Here is an 18041-nt window from a genome sequence, read left to right as displayed (position 1 = left end):
TCTAATGTCCCATGCATATCTTTAGCTGGTCTACTGCATGTTGCTCCGCTTACCGTTGACCAGTGACCTATTTTCCTTCCCTGCTCGCCGGACTGGGTTCCGGTTTGGCGTTGATCATCGCGATCGGGGCACAGAATGCCTTCATACTGCGCCAAGGCATCCGGCGCGAACACGTGCTCGGCGTTGTCCTCATCTGCGCCCTCTCCGATGCGGTCTTGATCTTCGCCGGCGTTGCCGGGGTGGGGGCCCTGGTCGCCACGGCCCCCTGGCTGCTGGTGCTGGCCCGTTGGGCGGGGGCCGCCTTCCTTGTCGGTTATGCCTTCGTGGCGCTGCGTCGGGTTGTCCGTCCTGCGGCGCTCACCGTCGACCGCGGGACCCCGGGGACCACCCGCAGGTCGGTACTAGCCACTGCTGCCGCGCTGACCTGGTTGAATCCCCACGTCTATCTGGACACCATGATCCTGCTCGGCACGATTGCCAGCGCCCACGGCGACCCGGGGAGGTGGATCTTCGCCGCCGGGGCCGTGCTGGGAAGCTTCCTCTGGTTTCCGGCGGTCGGATTCGGCGCCCGCCTCCTGGCCGGCTTCTTCGCCCGCCCCGGCTCCTGGCGGGTCCTGGATGGCCTGGTAGCCGCGGTCATGTTGTTGGTCGCCATCAGCTTGCTCACCGGGCCATGAACCTCGGCTGGGACGAGCGACGACACGGTCAGTCCAGTTGACGCCTATGGACCGTCCAGGTCCGGACCGCCGTGAACCCGGCCCGTTCGTAAACGCGGCCCGCACCGGTGGGGCTGGCTGAATCAACCGCCAGGTCCACCATCCGGTACCCATCGCGCTCTGCTTCCGTCACGATCCAATCCAACAGGGCGGAGGCCAGCCCTTGGTGGCGGGCGCGACTCCTGGTGCCCAGCAAGCTGACATGGATCTCCCCCTCGGCCCATTGACCACACAAGGCATATCCATCGACGCTTTCCACCGGATCCAGCCCGATATCCCTGGTGCGGACGACCGGGCTCAGGGACGCACGGAAGCTTCGGGCGGACTGCTGATCGGCCCATCGTTCCCGGGTCTTCGGGACCGCCCCCCAGTGATCGGCGAAGGCATCATTATGGGCCCGTCGGACCGCTTCTTCCATCTCTGCGGTGTAGACCTCTATCAGCGGCCCTTCCGTTGAGGGGGGCGCCTCCACGGTGTCACCGCGCCGACGCGGCAACTCGATCATCATGTCGGTGAAATATCGAACCGGGGCGTAGCCCCGCGACACGGCCATGCGTCCCGAGCTGGATCCTTCGGCTCCTGTTGCCAAACCCACGCTCACCGGAGCCCCGGGGTGCCTCTGCGCCGCCAATTCGCGCGCACGGGCCTCCAGGCCATCCATGATCCGGCGGCCGATTCCTCGGCCCCGGTGGTCCGGATGCACTCCACCATCGATGGTTGCCTTGGCCTGGCCCTCGAAGAGCACGTCAGCCACACGCAGCTGCCCAAAACCCACCAGTTCCTCGCCGTCCCACACCGCGATGCTGTCCCGTCCCGGATCGAATCCGGGTTCTTCCAGTTCTTCCGCGAGATCCTCGGCATCGTAGAACTCGTCGGTCTCATCGGCCTGCGCCAAGAGGTTCGTCAGACCGGACCAGGCAACGAGATCGACGGCTGACAGGGCGGAAAAGCGTATGGTCATGGATCCTCCAGTCATCCCCTGCCCCGATGCCGCCGGAATTTCCAGGGTGGACTCAAGATACAGGCGAGTGTTGTCCCACGTCACCTCCCCACCCCGTGTTCCACCGTGGTGTCAGGGGCCTGCTGGTGGGGTCGATCAGCGTTCCGGTCCGGGTTCACCCCAGTCATGCACATGCTGTGAATATAGTTATCCACAGCTGGGGATAGAGCTGTGCGTAACTATGTTCGATTAGCCCGCGCTGGCAGGGATGCAGGTCCCGGAAGGCATTCGAATTACATGGGTGTGAGTTATTAACAATGTGGACAACCCCTGTGGATGACGACTCGATGTTCGAATTTCCGCGTGATTTCGCGGTTTTGGTGTCCCCGGGCCGACGGGCACTGCTCGAAAGCTCGTCATGAAGCTGTACGCACAGGCTGTGCACGACAGTTATCCACAGGTGTGGATTGTTATGTGAATATTCAAGCGGATCGGCCCACGATTTGATGCCTTCGGGCCAGCACCCGGGGATGCGCGGACGGAATGTTCAGTGAATTACACGGCTGTGAGTTATTAACAATGTGGATAAACCCTGTGGATAGTCTTCCCCGGGAGCGACGAAAAAGGGGGTGGGCGGTGGAATGATTCCACCGCCCACCCCGTGGATGTGACCCGAATACAACCGGACCGCTGGTCGATCAACCCATTATTGGTTGGTACAGTGCGCGGATCGGTGCCCAGCCCAACCAGGTGAGTACGCCAAGCGCCACCACGATGATCCCGATGCCGCTCCATTGAAGGAGTGCCCGGTTCCTACCGCGCGGGGAAAAGACCAACACGGCCGCTACCGCACCACCGGTGACCAGACCGCCCACGTGGGCCTGCCAGGCGATGTTGGCGCCCGGCAGGAAACCGATGACTAGGTTGATGCCGATGATCACCAACACGGGGACGAGGTTGCCACCGTGGGCCTTGGTCACGACCATGAACGCGCCGAATAGCCCGAATACGGCGCCGGAGGCGCCGACCACCGCGACGTTCGGCGCCGCAAGAAGCAACACACCCACCGAGCCGCCGAAACCGGCCACCAGGTACAGGACCGCGAACCTCACGTGCCCCAGGGCCGGCTCCAGGACCCGGCCCAGGATGTAGAGGGCATACATGTTGAAGGCGATGTGCATGATCAGACCCGTGGAGTGCAGGAACAAGGAAGTGATCATGCGCCACGGTTCGCTCCCTGTGTACAGGCCGGCATAGAGCAGACGATCCGTCAGCCCCGGTATCAGGTACTGGCCTCCGAAGAGCACCACGCACAGGGCAATCACCGCATACGTGACGGTCGGACGTCCAGAGGTCAGCCGCCCGCCGGTGACCGTCTGCGGTCGGCGCCGTTCGCTGTTTGCCTGCGCGACGCATTCAACGCACTGGACCCCCACGGCGGCCGTGCGCTGGCATTCGGGACAGGCGGGGCGCCCACAGCGTTGGCAGCGAACGTACGAGGGACGATCGGGATGCCGCGGGCACGTCGGAACCGGCGTCTGGGGTTCCTGCTCTGGTTGGCCGAAGGCCATGTCATGCTCCTGGTTCGTGGTCAGGGATGGAAGACGAAAGGGCGGTCCCCGTCGGCTCCGGGGAGTCGATGGGGAACCGCCCTTGCTGTGCGGGGGATGTCCGCCGTGGCTGTTCCTGAGTCTAGAGGGCCTCGACGTCGATGCTTGAGACGACAACGTCCTCAAGCGGCTTATCGCGGCCATCGGTCGGAACCTTGTTCAGCGCGGCAGCAATTTCCCGGGATTTCTCGTCCGTCACCTCACCGAAAATGGTGTGCTTTCCCTGCAACCAGGTGGTCGGGACCGTCGTAATGAAGAACTGCGAACCGTTGGTGCCCCGGCCCATCTGCAGGCCGGCGTTGGCCATGGCGAGCTTATAGGGCTCGTTGAAGTCCAGATCGGGGTTGATCTCATCGTCGAATCGGTAGCCGGGGCCGCCGACGCCCTGGCCCAACGGGTCCCCGCCCTGGATCATGAAGTCGGAAATGATGCGGTGGAAGATCGTGCCGTCGTACAACGGGGTGCCGGTCTTCTCCTCGCCCGATTCCGGGTGGGTCCAGTCCTGCTCGCCGGTGGCGAGTCCGATGAAGTTCTTGACCGTCTTCGGGGCGTGGTTGCCGAACAGGTTGACCACGATGTCACCGTGGTTCGTGTGGATGGTGGCCTTATGCGTGGGGATTGCAGTCATGACTTCATTCTTCCACTTCCCCGCACTCATCCGTGAGCCCCCGCGGCAGGTCGACTACGCGGACAGTGAACATCGGTCCTGGACGGTAGCCTCACCCACGTCGTGAATAGCCCGTCAACCCTCCAACGCGTAGGCTAGGCGTGGATACTCCAACTACTTGGGAGGAACGTGTGAAGAAGAAGAAGCGAATGGCCCGAGATCTGCGTTGTTCGGTCAATGCCGGTACCGGGAATGCCCGTGATTGGGCAGCCCCGAAGGTAGATGCAGCCGTCAACTGGGCGGTGCCCCGGCTTGAGAAGGGCGTCGAGAATGCCTCCCCGCGCATCCAGGAGGGATTCCAGCGTGCCACCAATGAAATTGCCGGTGGTGTCGCCAAGGTGACCCCGAAGATCCAAGACGGTCTCGACAAGGTCGCTCCGCGCATCTCCCAGGCCGTCGATGACGTTTCTCCGCGGCTGCAGGAAACCCTCGACAAAGCCACCCCGGCCTTGCAGCATGCCCGCGATGTCGTGGTCAATGACTACATCCCTTCCGCAAGTGCACGTCTGGGCGATGCCGCCGGATACGCGGCGCGTCGGTTGGATGATGTCCAGGTTCCCGCTCAGGTCGAGCAGGCAGTTGCCCGGGCCACCGGTGACAAGAAGGCACTCAAGCGGGCCCAGAAGGCCGCAGTGACCGCAGCCAAGGAAGCCTCCAAGCAGCTCAAGCGCGAAAAGGCCCGTCAGAGCCGTAAGCGCGGTTTCCTGGTCTTTGGCATCATCGCCGCGGTGGTCACCGCAGGAGTGGCCGCCTGGCGTGCTTCCAAGCCCGTCGAGGATCCTTGGAAGACCCCGGTCGAGCCGGCCCCCGTCCCCGCGCCGGTTCCGGCTCCCGAGACCCAGCTGAAGACCGAGGACGTGCACACCCACGTCACCGAGGCCACGGCACAGGCCAAGGCGGAAACCGAAGAGCCGAAGGCACCGGTCGCAGCCGAGCCGACACCGAAGGCACCCGAGGCCGCAAAGGCCCCTGCCGCCGAGGAGGGCACGGACGCCCCGAAGCCGGGCCCGCGGAGCTCCGCACGCCGGCGTGCCGACGATTCGGACGATAAGTAAGCATTCATCCGAAACGCGTGAAGCGGCGGTGATCCTGAAGGATCACCGCCGCTTTTGTCTTGTCTGGTGCTCAGTCATCCTGGACGGCTGGCAGGTGCCGTAGGCTCCGCCCTTGCCCCCAGACCACTGCCAGGAGCCCGAGTAGGATCAGGATCAGCCCCAGGTACGTTCCCACCGGCGGGCTCTGACCCAGGAAGATCCCGGCCAGGATCGCCGCTCCCGGGATCTCCAGCAGGATGATCATCGAGACCACCAGTGGCCCCAAGGCCACGACCAGGTGGTTGAAGACAGTATGGCCCAGCAGTTGGGAGGCAACCGTCAGCGCGATGATCCCGACCCATCCGGCGAGCGGGAACCCGACGAGCTGTTCCCCCATGAGCACGGACATGATCAAGAGCATGGCGGCCGTCAAGGCGTAGCACACCGTCGTATAGCTTCCGGTGTCCATCGTGGCCCGGGCCTTGCTACCGGCAAGCGTGTAGGCCCCCGCAAAGGCTCCTCCGACCAATGCCAGTAGGTCTCCGAGGAGGGCTTCTGCCGACCCGTCGCCGACATCGAAACCGGTGATGACAACGACTCCGGCCAAGGACAGGGCCATGCCCCACCCGACCTGCTTGCCCAGAGCAGCTCCACGGAGTCGTTGGAAGCCGGCGATCCAGGCGGACTGCAGGCACACCAGCGCAGTAGCCGCAGCGACGGTGGTCAAACGTACCGAGGTCATGAACGTGGCGAAGTGCAGGGCCAACGCGACGGCCGCAATCAGGCAGTACTTCCATTCGCGGTGCGTGGGGAACCGCAGTCGTCCGCGGCTTTGGACCGTGGCCATCACGCCCATGGCGCCGGCACCGAGTCCGTTGCGCCAGAAGGCCATGGCCAAAGGCGGGACACTGGGCGTAGCCGCAACGAGGGGCCCGGATGCGGAGACTCCAAGGACGCCTACGAGAGCCAGCAGGAAGATCACATGACCACTCTAGGCTGCCGGGAAGAAGCCCTCGGGATGCGAGTCCACAAATGACAAGGTCCCGGGTCGATGACCCGGGACCTTGTCTTCAATATGTGGAAGCAATTGGGCGCTGCGGGAACAGGCGACCACGGGTTCAGAAGCTCGTTTCCGCATGGAATCAAAGGATTCGGGGTGACGGCGACGAGTCGGGCAAGGTTGACGACTCACTGATTGGGGCCTCGGCAGAACCAAGTAAACGACCTCGAACACGCCTCACAGGCAGCGAAGTGGACGCTATGCGAACAGCCCGTGAGCGCGGGGTGAGCGTGAAGGCGATCGCGAAGCAGTTCGGGATTCACCGGGGCACGGTGTGGGCGAAGACTCGGTAGCCGCATTGAACTCTTGCCTCCGCGTGAGCGCAGATCAGCGTTGAGAGTCACAGAACCGCAGAGGACTAACAACTTCCAGGCTGATCTTGGCGCTCAAGTAGCTCTCAGTGCATTCGAGAACGTACTTGGTGCCGCATGGTTTGTCCCGGGCGTTGGCCCCTTTCGGCAAGCGTCGCAGCCGACGACCTTGTATAGACATTGCTGGCAGCCCGCCGGGAGCGATCTGCCGCGATCTCCTAGGAGTTTCACCGTCGAAGAAGCACGAACATGAGATAGATCCCCCCGAGCACGGTGGTGACGAGACCCGCGGGTGGTCCGCCCGGGAGTGCGTGCTGAGCCAGCAGATCGGCCATCGCGAGGAGTACTGCGGCGACGAGCGTCGAAAGCGCGAGGGGCGCCTCAGAGGTACGGACGAGCGCACGCGCGATCGGTGGCGCAACCAGCGGGAGCAACCCGATTGGTCCACACAGCGCGGTCGCGATGGCCGCAAGCATCACCGAGATCACGATCAGCTGGATGCGCAGCGTGCGAGGTGCGGAACCCAGGCTCGTCGCGAGATCGTCGCCGAGCGTGTGCACCTTGATCCGCCGCACGGCAAGTGAGCTGAGCACTGATCCGACCGCGAGAGCCGCAGTAGAGAGAAATACGGTCTGCCATGTAGATGCTGCGAGAGAACCTGCACCCCAGGTGGCTGCCGTCATCGCAGACTCAAGGGAGGCGGACAGGATGATCCAGCTGTTGATACCGCCGAGCAATGCGGCGAGGGCGACGCCAGCGAGAAGGAACCTGCTGCCGCTCTGAGTACTGCGTCCACCGGAGACGGAGAAGAGAACTGCGGCAACGATCAGGGCGCCGATGAGCGCAGCGGGTGCGACGAGTTCCCACTGCGAGCCAACGTAGACCAGCAGGATCAGCACGGCGGTGTATGCGCCCCCGGAAATGCCGATGAGATCGGGGGAGGCTAGAGGGTTACGCGTGACGGTCTGCAGCAGGGCTCCGCTCAGGCCGAGGCACGCACCAACGGCGAGGGCCGTAACGCCACGCGGCATCCGCCATTCCAGGACAACAGTGTGATCGAAGCCCGTCCCCTGACCGGTGAGCACCTGCCAGAACCGATCGAGCGGGATCGCGTAGCTTCCGACGGACACAGCAAGTACCAGCGTGGTGACGCCGACAGCCGCGACGATAACGAGCGAGAGAGCCGTTCTACGACGGCGTCGGTAGACGACTTCGGATGTGGCTCGCGACGCTTCATTTCGCGGCATCGCCACAGAGGGGTGCGGATGCGGTCTCGTCATGTGAGGCTCCGGTTGCGGCGGATAATGAGTAGTAGGAACGGCGAACCGATGACTGCCACGACGATGCCCGCGGGAAGCTCTCCAGGCCAGAACGCGATTCGGCCGACCAAGTCTGCTAAGACGAGTAGCGCGCCCCCGCCAGCAGCGGCGACGAGGTGCCGCAAGGCTGCGGGGAGAGCGAGTCGTTGTGCGGTTGCCGCGGCGAGGTGAGCGCCAAGGAGCCCGACAAATCCGATCGGTCCAACTAAAGCAGTCGCTGCGGCGCTGGCGAGCGCGACAGCCAGCACGGTTGTCGCCCGCGTCGGCAGCAGGCGAGCCCCGAGTGCACGCGCGACATCATCGCCCATGAGGGTCAACTCCAGTGCACGCGAGACCGCGAGGGCTACGATGAGTGACAGACCGATGAGCATTGCCGCTGTCAAATTCGATGGCATCGCAACGCCGACCATCGACCCCGAGAGCCAACTGCGCATGCTGTCGAAGGCTTCGGGTACCGCGAGCATCAGGCCTGTGGTGATCCCGGTGAGCACCGCACCCAGTGCGACACCGAACAGGACAAGGCGCGTGGCCGAGTAGATCCTTCCGCTCAGTCCGACGGCGCTCACGAGGATGGTCGCGGTGAGCGCGCCGAGCAGCGCCCAGGCGCTCTGTGCGACGAAGTCCGCGGCCATACCGGTCGCGATGCCGAACGCGATCATCACCGTCGCTCCGGCGTTGGCGCCGAGGAGGCCGGCATCGGCCACCGGGTTGCGGGTCAGGGTCTGTAGAAGCGATGCGGCGAGGCCGAGCCCTATACCGGCGATCGCGGCAGCAAGTGTCCGGGGGAGTCGGATCTCGACGACCAAGGCCTGAGCAACGATGTCGACATCACCTCTGATCACCCCGAGGACGACCCACGGGCTGGTTGACTGACCTCCAATGAACAGCCCGGATGCCATCGCTGCGCCAAGCACCCCGATGGTGATGAGCGCCGTTGACCAGCGTCTGAGGGGCTGGGATCCTCGCTCAGTCTTGGACGTCGAAGTCATCGAGCGGCGCCATCCGGGAACTGTGCTTCAACGCTTCCTCATAACGCTGCAGTCGTGCTTCATCGACCTGGCTGCTCGTGCGACTTCGACGCCAGTAGCCGAAAACCTGGACCTCGGTTCGGTCCATGCCGCGATCATGGCGGAAGTGATCCCGAATCTGCCGCATCTCCTGATGCTCGCCGCCCGCCCAGACGGTCACGGGTTCGGCGAAGGCAGAACTGGCTTCTAGTGCAGCCGCGACAAGTCGTCCGGTGGTTCCGGGCGGCTCATCCGTAGGACGCGGCAACCAGTGGAGGGCGACGCCTTCCGGTGCTTCAAGCTCAGTGAAGACAGCTTCATCAGGCGTTTCGACCCAGGCTTCTCCTCGCACACCCGGCTGGACCCAGTCGCGGAGGATAGTTGCCAGGGCGGGAATGGCTGTTTCGTCAGCAAACATCCACGCAGGCCGCTCGGAAACGATCGCCGGGCAGAAATGCGGACGCGGGCCAAGGATTCGCACGGCGATCCCCGGCTGTGCGGCGGCGAGCCACCTCATCACCGGGCTGTCTCCCTCGTGTCGCACGATGTCGACGTCTAGCTCGCGCACCCCAGCAGATGATTCTCGATAGTCGCGCACCGTGTAGACGCGCGACACCATGGCATCACTTTTTACGTCAGGGAGCTCAAGCCGAATCGCTGGGTTCGTGACACGCCAGCGCTCTGCGTCGCCATCGTGGTCGAGGGTCGCTGTGACGCGGACGACCGACGGGGCGATCTCAGCCACTGCGGTCACCGTCATCGTCCCGTGATTGACACCGGCGCGATGGTCAGGATGGTCAAGAACTTTCTGATGGCGACCACCATAGAGCGCATTGCTCACGTTGTTCATTTCCTACTCCATGATTTATTACACTAAGGTTGCCCTTACCTTACTCCATTCGCAAAGGAACACACATGCAACGAACGCGCCGACACTCGATCACGGCTCTGGCCCTCGTCACAACGGCAACACTCGCACTCGCGGGCTGCTCCGGAACGAGCGACGCCGAGCCGGACGGCACCGGCCCTTCGGCCTCTGGCGACGCGAGCATCGTGATCGAGCACGCATACGGGACCCTCGAACTTGACAAGGCACCCGAGCGCGTGATCACCCTCGGCCTGTTGGAAACCGATGTGGCCGTTGACCTCGGAGTCACTCCGATCGCGATTGCGAAGTTCTTCGCAACCCCGGACGGCATCGCCCCGTGGCTTGCCCCCGAGCTCGACGAGGCGCCCGAGATCATCGACACCACAACGACCGGTGCCAATGGTGCCGAACTCGATGTCGAGGCGATCGCCGCTCTGGACCCTGATCTGATCATCGCAACCACCTACACACAGCTCGGCCAGTACTACGACCAACTCGCGATGATCGCTCCCGTCCTCGGCCCGTCGGACGCGAACTACCTACAGCTCCCGTGGCGCGATCAGACACGCGCCATCGGTGAGTCGCTGGGGCTACTGGAAGAGGTCAACGACCGGATCGCCGCAGTCGAGGAACAGATGGTCGAAGCTGCGGCCGAATACACAATCACCAAAGGTCACGATTACACGCTTTCACTGGGCACCCCCGACCAGATCAAGGTCATGAACGATCCCGCCGATGCGAGCGTCGAAATCATGAATGCGTTCGGCATGACCTTCAGCGAGACAGCGGCAGCCCTCCCCGGCCTCGGCGACGGATCCGGATCAGCAGGAGTGTCGGAGGAAAACGTTGCCGCGCTCGACGCGGACATCGTCATGATCGGGTTCTTCGGCGCCGACACCCAGACGTTCTGGGAGAGCTCAACGCTTTTCCAACAGCTCAACGCGGTCAAGAACGGCGGATTTATCGCGATGGATCTGTCGGCCAGCACGGCGCTGCGCAATCCTTCACCGCTGTCGATCCCGTACGTCATCGACGAGGTCATCGCAGGGAGCATCGTGCCCGCGCTCGGGGAACAATAACCGCATGGTGAGTGGGGGCACCGGCGTGCCCCCACCCTTCCCTGGAAGAATTGGCGACATGACATCCGAGCCCACGCCTGCCCGTCGTGGGCGGCCCAGAAAGATCACTCGCGAGGCGATTGCCGACGCGGGAAGGCGGCTCACCCTCCCCAAGGTGACCGTGGCCGATGTCGCGCAAGAACTCGGGGTAGCTATCCGATCGCTCTACAAGCACACGAGCGGCATCGAGGATATTCAGATCATCACCGCCGAAGCAATCTTCGCCTCTTGGGAGGCACCCGCCCCCGAAGGGCAACCGCTTGAGGAGCATCTGCTCGCCATTGCATCGTCGCTGCGGCGGCTCGCGATCGAAAACCCGGGCATCGCGGGATTCCTGCTGCGAACCTCGTCGGATATCTCTCCCGCCCTCGTCGCCGCGATGGATGCGCACCAGCGCTCTGTTGCCGAGGCTTACAGGCTCCCCCTGGTCCACAGCTCAATCCTCTTGGCGACTGTCGCTGAGCATTCGCTGGCGGTCACCGACGTCGTGCACGCCGGGGAAGGTCGACGCCGAGACCTGCGACGCATGGCCAACGATCCGCGCTTTCCCGCGTTGTCCGCGACTGCACGTGTCCTCAAGCACGAAGACGCCGAACGCCACTTCCTCTTCGGGGCGCACGCACTTATCAAGGGACTGCTCGATTCGATCACGGGCATCCCCGGCCAACCAGACCAGATCGAAACGAGACCAGATGACGACTCCAACTCGACGCCCTAAAACCTACGACCCAAAAAACCCTTCAGCGACTGGCGGGAGGCTGCGCGGCACGCAACTCACCCTCGCGTACGACCGACGTGAAATCTGCCGAGACCTGAACGTCGAAATCCCGCAGGGCAAGGTTACGGTCATCATTGGGCCGAACGCCTCGGGCAAGTCCACCGTTCTCAGGGCCCTCGCCCGCTTGATCAATCCCACGGACGGCGCGGTTCTGCTTGATGAGACCGACGTACGACGCTACGCGCCTAAGGAGTTTGCGCGGCGGCTCGGAATTCTCCCGCAGACATCGACGGCCCCCGTCGGCATCACCGTGTCAGAGTTGGTCACGCGAGGACGATTCCCCCACCAACGTGCACTGAGGACGCTAACGGAGGCGGACACCAGGGCGGTCGAGCACGCGATGGCAGCGACCCGTATCGCTGAGCTCGCTGATCGGCCCGTTGCAGAGCTCTCGGGCGGACAACGCCAGCGAGTGTGGATCGCGATGCTGCTCGCGCAGCAAGCGCCCGTCATGCTGTTGGACGAGCCGACCACGTACCTCGATGTATCCCATCAGCTCGAAGTCCTCGAACTGGTGCGAGGACTGAACCAGAACGATGGTCGCACCATCGTTCTGGTGCTGCACGATCTCAACCAGGCGGTCGTCTTTGCCGACGAGCTCATCGTCGTCAGTCAGGGACAGATCGTCGCGCGCGGCACCCCCCAGCAGGTCATGACAGGAGAACTGCTCCGCGATGTGTTCGGCATCGAGGCACGCATCCTTCACGACCCGGAACTCACAGCCCCTGTCATCGTCCCCCTCACCAGCGTCGCGAACACGCGATGACAATGAGAGCTGGTCGCGCCGTCCTTGCTCGCGGCGCGCGCCGACGGCTGCATCCGGTCGGTAGTTAGCCCCCGAGACCGGGAGATCAGCGTTGCGAACGGATTACTCGGGGTTGATAATCGCCTGCGGAAGCGCCCCAGAAGTATAAGAACACTCATGCCACGGCTCGGCTCACCGGCCCAGGCTTGGCCCACCACGGCGTGGATCGGTGGAGGCAAATCGGGAGGCGCGTAGTTGGCGCTCGCGCTCGGCAAGCATGCGGGCAGCCTCGCGCTTAGCCTCCTCCGATGCACGAGTCTGCCTAATCCGTTCGACCGCCTCGGCCGGGGTCAGCGTGCAAAGCGCATCTGCTTCGGCACGGGCGTGCTGAGCGGTGCGGGTCGCGTCTTCGACCAGGCGTGCGGGGCGCGCGTTGACGTACGCGCCGGGGTTCTGCCGCACGGTCTCTTCTCCGAAGATGCGGGCGTAGACGCCCAGGCTGGGCCACGGGTTCGGTTCCAGCGCGGCATGCAACGCCTGCGCAGCGGTCGCGTGCTGTTGCTCGGCTTCGATCACGCGCGGGTCGGCATCGATCCGGGGACGGGTGACGCGCTCGACCCACGCATTCTCCCCCTCGTTCCATCGGGGCAGATCACCCCACGCTCTCTTGAGCACCCGCTCCACGTCTCGGGCGACACCTCGCGCGGCGTCGTGTTCGGCAGTCGCGCGACGCTTCTTGAGCCTCCCCACGATCCACGCCTTCTCGTGGGCGGTCTTCTCAGCGGCATCGGCGGCTTGCCAATTGGTGAACGCTTCCCGTGCCTGCGCGGTCAGCGGCTCGGCGACCTCAGAACGTACGAGTTCAACCTGCTGCTTAGCTTCCTTGTTCGCCTGGACTACATGGTCGCGTTCGGCGCGCTGCCGCGTGTATAGGTCGTCCAGGGCTTCGGCGGCTTGCTGCCACTGTGCCGCTCGAGCCTCGGCTTGTTCGGCACGTCGAATCAGCGCAACTACTTCGGTGCTGACGAGTTTCGCGGGGCCGTCATCCACGAGACCGCGCACGGCTTCTGCTGCTTGCTGTGTGGCGTGGGGGAGTCCTCGGTCTGCGCGGTCGCGTTCGAGTGCGTCAATGAACTGCTCACGCGCGGCGGGCAGACTCTCGGCGATGATGTGTAGCTGGTTCTCGCTGGTGCCTCGGGTCATGCCGACGTACACGGCGGCTCCGCTCATCGCGTCGCTAAGGATCGTGTGCGACCCCTTGGCGGTGACGCCCTGCACCCCGTACGCGGTCGAAGCATAAGCAAGATGCGCATGCCCGGCGACATACGCGGCAGGCAGGCGCACGGAGTGCTCGCGTTTGCGGTCACTGCTTCCTTCGGCCGCCCACACGGTGCCGTCAACCTCGACGTGCTGCACGATCCACAGTTGCCGGTTCGCGACCCCCAGGATGGTGTCGTTCTTCCGCGTCTGGATCAGATCACCGCAACTAATGGGGAGGCCGTCGCTGCCTGTCATAGGCGCGGCGTCGTCCACGGCCCCAGCACCTGCGCGTTGGTCGCGGATGTGCTCGTTCAGGCGGGCGGCTTCGTCGTTGGTGGCGACCGTGACCGCCTCCCCATCCTTCCGGTTGCGGGCGATGTGCTCGTGCAGGTGCTCGGCGTCGGCGTGTAGGCGGATCAGGCCGAGCGCGGCAAGTTGGTCGAAGACCTTGCCGGGATCGTTCCGTTCCCGCAACCGCACCGACAGTTCGGCGTAGGCGGGATCGGTGAAGCGGTGGACTTCGGCCATGTCGATGGTGCGGCCGCGAATCTGCGCGGCCATATCGAGCACCCCGCCTCTGCCGACGGCTGGCAGTTGCGCCCGGTCACCCACAAGCGCAACCGTCGCGCCCGACTCGGCGGCAACGGTGAACAGGGCGATGGCACTGTCCTGGTCGAGCATGCCCGCCTCGTCCACGACAATCCGCTCACCCGCTCGGAGGCATGCCGCATCGGGTGGGCCGGTATAGGTGCGTCCGGTCTCAGGATCGGTGTCGCCGGGTTCCAGGCGTGTCCATACGCCATCGGCGTTCCAGCGGTAGCCATGCGCGTGGACGAGCGCCGCCACCGAATCCGCAGGAACCCCGAGCGTCTGGTGTGCGACGTCGGCGGCCTTCTTCGTCGGCGCAACCACCCGCGTTGCTCGACTTTCCCGCTCGGCAGCTTGGATGGCCGTGGCAAGCATGGTCGTCTTCCCACTGCCCGCTGCCCCTTCCACGACCACCAGCGGATCAGCCGATGCGAGTGCTGCTGCCGCTTCCGTCTGCCCGACGTCGAGGCCGGCGGCCTGCGCCAACTGGCGCACGTCCGGCACTGCCGGCTCGATCTTGGGTATGCGGGCGGTGAGGAGGTCGCGCAGTTCGGTTTCGGCTTGCATGACGCGCACGCTCGTCAGATGCGCCACATGCTCCAGCGCAGGCTTGTCCGGTGGGAGGATCGAGAAGCAATCCTCCAACGCCAACCGCGACGCCGCCGTGATGAACTCTCGTATCTCGGCAGGAGATGCTTGCACGCCGTACTGGGTCATGATCCGCGCCGCGTGCTCAGTCACCGTGTGCGCCGTCCACGCGGAACTGGAAGCGGCGCAACGATCCAGCGCGCGGGATGCAACCTCCTGCACACTCAACTCGTCCAATCGCACCGATGCGCGCGGCGCTGGCCGTTGCAATGTTGCGGGGTCGTATCCGGCCTCGCGCAGCTCCGTCACCCAGCCGGTTTCCTCGGCGAGGGAGGTGGGTTTCTTCGCAGGCCGCTGGTAGGCCCATGCTTCGGCTTGCAGCCGGGTGGCGACGACCGGCCCCATGCTTTCGCCGGGGTGCGCGTGATCCCATTCGGTTTCGAGGCGTTCGAGGTTCTCGCCTACTTGCTTGCCGCGCTTCGACATGAGCGCGTTGAACGGCTGCAACTGGGCCACCTCGCCGGTCACGGGGTCGAGAGTCAGGCCGTGCCGGTCAAGCACAGCATGCAGTTCGGGGCTGGCGGCGATCACCGCGGTGCCCAGGGCGCGGATCGCGCTCTGCTGCTTGAACAGCGCGGCGGTGAACAGGCCCCGCCATTTCCCGGCCGCCCATACCCTTGTGCCGATCTGCATGTGAATGTGCCGGTGCGGATCACCCGCTCTGCTCGTTCTGTGGGTGATGCCGACGACGTGCATCTGCTCGACGGGCACGACCTCCTGCGCCCCCAGCGACCCCACGCGAGTCACGGAGTGGAGGGCGAGCCAGCGCCGAATCTCCGCCAAAGCGTCCTGCTGGGCGGCATCGAGAGCGTCGGAGACCTCCGGGTGCAGAGCGGCGGCGATCGACAGCGACTTGGGCGTGTTGATGACCATCTCCATGAACCGGGGCGACGCCTTGCGATCCGACCCCGCACCCCGAGGTCTTCCCATCGACTCACCCGTGAGCGGGTTCACCCAGTCCACCCACCCCGCATACGCGGCAGGGTCAAGGGCCAGCTCAGCGGTCACCGCGCCCGATCCGTCGAGCGCCGCGAACTGCGCGACGGTCGTCTCCGCGCCGAGGTAGTAGTCGTCGGCGCGGGAGCGGTCGGACTCGACATAGCGCAGCGCATCAGCCCCGGTGCCCCGGAACGGGATCACGCCGCCATGCATCCCGACCACCGCCCTTCCGCCGCCTCATTGGGCATCTAGCGTATCAGCAACTACGGCACTTAGGATACGTTCATTCTGAGATTGGGGCGAGAGAATGGGTGCTGGGGTGGAAGGCGGGGTACATAGGTGGCGCGTGCGGAGCGTGCTCGGCAAGGTCGGCGGCACGGGGTCAGGTGGCGCGGACATGACGGCGGCGACTGTCCTGAGAGAATGAGGGGCATGCCGAGTTCCGTTCAGTTGATCCTCGCTTCCGACCTCTCAGACGTCGCCGAGTACGCGTATGCGGCCACAGCACCGAAGGACTCTCGGTTGATCTTCCTCGCCGGATCGTGCCCGCTTGACGAGCACGGTACCACCGTCGCGGTCGGCGATTACGCGGGCCAGGCTGCCGCATGTATCGAAACGATGAAGCGTGCTCTCGCCGCTTCTGGCGCGACGATCCAGGATGTCATCAGCACTCGCGTGCTGGTCGCATCTTCTTCGCAGAGCAATCTTGTTACGGCCTGGGAGGTCGTGCGCGATGCCTTCGGAGAACACGACGTGCCGAGCACGTTGATGGGCGTGACGGTGTTGGGCTACGACGACCAGCTGGTCGAGATCGAAGCGGTTGCCGCCGTCATTGACTGACTGCGAAGCCCGCCGGTAGGTGGCGAAAAGCTTGCGTCAGAGTTCCATGAGCAGGCAGCCCGGCACACCGTTCGGGGCAGGTCGGAAGCCGTGCCGGGCGTAGAGTCTCGCGGCGGGGTTGCCGTCCTCGACGGAGAGGCTGATCGCCGCGACGCCACGGGATCGAGCTGTCTCGGAGATTCGATGCAGGAGCAGTCCACCAATGCCTTGGCCTCGATGCGCGGCGCTGACCCAGATGCTCAGCTCCGGGATGGTGTCCGCGACGAATCCGTAGCCGGGGTCTTGGGCGGTGAAGTAACGTAGCCAGACCACTGCGACGACCATTCTGTCGGCGTCCTCAGAGACGAGGCCGAAGTCCTCATCTCTTGGCCACTCGTCGTAGTAGTGGCGGAACTGCGGGGTGTCCTCGACCTCACGCATGGTGAAACGCGGGCCGTTCCAGTTCAGGTTGTCGAGCGTCGCCCGCGCGAGCAGCCCACGGTCTGCCGCCGTCGCTTCTCTCACGAAATCAAAGGTCATGCTCTGCGTTTCGTCCAACTATCCCGCGCGTCCGCGTCGTCCAGGCGGGAGCAACCCCTTCGAGCGGGCGCGGGCGACCCAGCCTTGTGCGGTGGAGAGGGGTACGCGGCTGATTTCTGCCATCTTCGCGGTCGGGTTTGTCTCCCCGTCGTCTACGAGGCGGGTGTGTTGGAGGGCGACGACTTCGTAGAAGTCCGCGATCCGCTTCGGGTTCCCCAACGGCTGCATGACCTCTGAGGAGTGGAGAATGCGACCCGAGGGCATGGTGAGTGTGCCGCCCTCGAAGCGGGTGGCTCCGGTGACGGTGAACTGGCGGCGGTTGATCGCCGCCTCAATCCGGGAGGTCGGCAAGTTCCGAAGGATCGGGCTGGCCACCGGGTCGCCCGCCAGCTCGGGCAGGTAGACGATCCCCGTGATCCGCACTTCACCCATTGGCTCTTGGTGCATGAGGTATTGGCGTTGCAGGCGTAGCAGCACGCGGGTACGGGACTGGGTGTGCTCGATGAGGAACCAGCGACCGTCGCGACCATCGTTATACCCGCTCAGGTTCCCGTCCGACCCCGGCGTGGGGTATGTCCGCTTGTCGTACTTGAGCGCGGCATCGATGGCTACCGAGTCGGCAGAAGAGGCGATCACGGGAGGATCAGGCATCACCCAGCCTGCTGGCAGGTCTTCGGGGACCAGCAGCGGCATGTCCTCCACGTCTTGACTCATGCCTCTGATCGTAGTGGAACCACCACTTCATCTCAAACAATGGCCGTTACGCGAGGAGTGTGCTACCTTGGTTCTGGCGTATCTGCTTTTGTATGAGATTGGTGGTGAGTGGCCTGACCCCAGCCCCGACCCGTGAGCGCCCACCACACGCGGCGCAAAGCCGGGCTGCGCTCGGGGCAGGGGCGGGGAGCGATCCGGGGCAGCTCCGTCTCCGCACGATCCGCCGTGCCGAACCCGACATGGGGAAGCTCGTGGAGTGGGTGCTGAACATCACCCAGGCGCGTTGGGAGGCTTACCGGGCCGGGGAACCTGACCCTTACGACCTCCCGATGCCTGCGAATCTGAGCCTGATGTCAGATG

16 protein-coding genes and 1 pseudogene are annotated in these 18041 nt (G+C 64.6%); 6 read left to right on the top strand and 11 right to left on the bottom strand.

The features are described from left to right. Positions 1 to 62: 62 nt before the first annotated feature. Positions 63 to 677, top strand: coding sequence for a LysE/ArgO family amino acid transporter (locus tag ACT3S6_RS07815; RefSeq protein ID WP_444554476.1), 615 nt, complete (start codon positions 63 to 65; stop codon positions 675 to 677). A 28-nt stretch (positions 678 to 705) separates the two neighbouring features. On the opposite strand, the gene ACT3S6_RS07810 is transcribed toward ACT3S6_RS07815, so the two are convergent. The 4 genes and pseudogenes from ACT3S6_RS07810 to ACT3S6_RS07795 form a co-directional block, all read right to left on the bottom strand. Continuing rightward, complete coding sequence (locus tag ACT3S6_RS07810; RefSeq protein ID WP_444554475.1) at positions 706 to 1677, bottom strand: GNAT family N-acetyltransferase; 972 nt, start codon at positions 1675 to 1677, stop codon at positions 706 to 708. Positions 1678 to 2354: 677 nt separating this feature from the next. Continuing rightward, entirely contained in the window at positions 2355 to 2876 is a 522-nt protein-coding gene (locus tag ACT3S6_RS07805) for a rhomboid family intramembrane serine protease (RefSeq protein WP_444554494.1), read from the bottom strand. 237 nt (positions 2877 to 3113) lie between these two features. Further along, positions 3114 to 3227: pseudogene (locus ACT3S6_RS07800) on the bottom strand (rhomboid family intramembrane serine protease); the annotation flags it as partial. Between the two features lie 121 nt (positions 3228 to 3348). Continuing rightward, on the bottom strand, positions 3349 to 3894 hold the full coding sequence (locus ACT3S6_RS07795) for a peptidylprolyl isomerase (RefSeq protein ID WP_444554474.1): 546 nt from the start codon (positions 3892 to 3894) through the stop codon (positions 3349 to 3351). Positions 3895 to 4064: 170 nt separating this feature from the next. Here ACT3S6_RS07795 and ACT3S6_RS07790 point away from each other — a divergent pair, with 170 nt between their 5' ends. Further along, the gene (locus ACT3S6_RS07790; protein WP_444554473.1) at positions 4065 to 4988 is read left to right on the top strand and encodes a hypothetical protein; all 924 of its coding nucleotides are present in this window, start codon (positions 4065 to 4067) and stop codon (positions 4986 to 4988) included. A gap of 70 nt (positions 4989 to 5058) precedes the next feature. Here the strand turns inward: ACT3S6_RS07790 and ACT3S6_RS07785 are convergent, their stop codons facing one another. The 4 genes from ACT3S6_RS07785 to ACT3S6_RS07770 form a co-directional block, all read right to left on the bottom strand. Further along, positions 5059 to 5949 (bottom strand): DMT family transporter, encoded by an 891-nt coding sequence (locus ACT3S6_RS07785; protein WP_444554472.1) that lies wholly within the window; start codon positions 5947 to 5949, stop codon positions 5059 to 5061. Between the two features lie 616 nt (positions 5950 to 6565). Next, complete coding sequence (locus ACT3S6_RS07780; RefSeq protein ID WP_441442603.1) at positions 6566 to 7618, bottom strand: FecCD family ABC transporter permease; 1053 nt, start codon at positions 7616 to 7618, stop codon at positions 6566 to 6568. Next, positions 7615 to 8646 (bottom strand): FecCD family ABC transporter permease, encoded by a 1032-nt coding sequence (locus ACT3S6_RS07775; protein ID WP_441442604.1) that lies wholly within the window; start codon positions 8644 to 8646, stop codon positions 7615 to 7617. Before ACT3S6_RS07775 ends, ACT3S6_RS07780 begins: the two co-directional genes overlap by 4 nt. Beyond that, complete coding sequence (locus ACT3S6_RS07770; protein WP_441442605.1) at positions 8624 to 9514, bottom strand: siderophore-interacting protein; 891 nt, start codon at positions 9512 to 9514, stop codon at positions 8624 to 8626. Before ACT3S6_RS07770 ends, ACT3S6_RS07775 begins: the two co-directional genes overlap by 23 nt. Positions 9515 to 9579: 65 nt before the next feature. Here ACT3S6_RS07770 and ACT3S6_RS07765 point away from each other — a divergent pair, with 65 nt between their 5' ends. The 3 genes from ACT3S6_RS07765 to ACT3S6_RS07755 are packed head-to-tail and all read left to right on the top strand — an operon-like array spanning position 9580 to position 12194. Further along, the gene (locus tag ACT3S6_RS07765) at positions 9580 to 10611 is read left to right on the top strand and encodes an ABC transporter substrate-binding protein (protein ID WP_444554471.1); all 1032 of its coding nucleotides are present in this window, start codon (positions 9580 to 9582) and stop codon (positions 10609 to 10611) included. Between the two features lie 58 nt (positions 10612 to 10669). Then, positions 10670 to 11368 (top strand): TetR/AcrR family transcriptional regulator, encoded by a 699-nt coding sequence (locus ACT3S6_RS07760; protein WP_441356571.1) that lies wholly within the window; start codon positions 10670 to 10672, stop codon positions 11366 to 11368. Further along, a complete protein-coding gene (locus ACT3S6_RS07755) occupies positions 11343 to 12194 on the top strand; it encodes an ABC transporter ATP-binding protein (protein ID WP_441356572.1) in 852 nt (283 codons plus the stop codon). The genes ACT3S6_RS07760 and ACT3S6_RS07755 overlap by 26 nt, the downstream gene beginning before the upstream one ends. A 171-nt stretch (positions 12195 to 12365) precedes the next feature. On the opposite strand, the gene mobF is transcribed toward ACT3S6_RS07755, so the two are convergent. Further along, positions 12366 to 15821, bottom strand: coding sequence for a MobF family relaxase (gene mobF / locus ACT3S6_RS07750; RefSeq protein ID WP_441442611.1), 3456 nt, complete (start codon positions 15819 to 15821; stop codon positions 12366 to 12368). A 219-nt stretch (positions 15822 to 16040) separates the two neighbouring features. Here mobF and ACT3S6_RS07745 point away from each other — a divergent pair, with 219 nt between their 5' ends. Continuing rightward, positions 16041 to 16448, top strand: a complete 408-nt coding sequence (locus tag ACT3S6_RS07745; RefSeq protein WP_444554470.1) for a RidA family protein — start codon at positions 16041 to 16043, stop codon at positions 16446 to 16448. Between the two features lie 36 nt (positions 16449 to 16484). Here ACT3S6_RS07745 and ACT3S6_RS07740 read toward each other — a convergent pair whose 3' ends face one another. Together ACT3S6_RS07740 and ACT3S6_RS07735 are read right to left on the bottom strand one after the other, a co-directional pair. Beyond that, positions 16485 to 16985 (bottom strand): GNAT family N-acetyltransferase, encoded by a 501-nt coding sequence (locus tag ACT3S6_RS07740; protein ID WP_441356575.1) that lies wholly within the window; start codon positions 16983 to 16985, stop codon positions 16485 to 16487. Continuing rightward, positions 16986 to 17681: a hypothetical protein gene (locus tag ACT3S6_RS07735; protein ID WP_441356576.1), complete on the bottom strand. Its 696-nt coding sequence runs from the start codon at positions 17679 to 17681 to the stop codon at positions 16986 to 16988. It abuts the gene before it with no gap. Positions 17682 to 18041 lie beyond the last annotated feature (360 nt).

This window comes from Arthrobacter sp. AOP36-C1-22 (genome assembly GCF_052377515.1).
GTDB lineage: Bacteria > Actinomycetota > Actinomycetes > Actinomycetales > Micrococcaceae > Arthrobacter_H.
The sequence above is the reverse complement of the archived record's forward strand: the minus strand, read 5'-3'. Positions and strand labels throughout refer to the sequence as shown.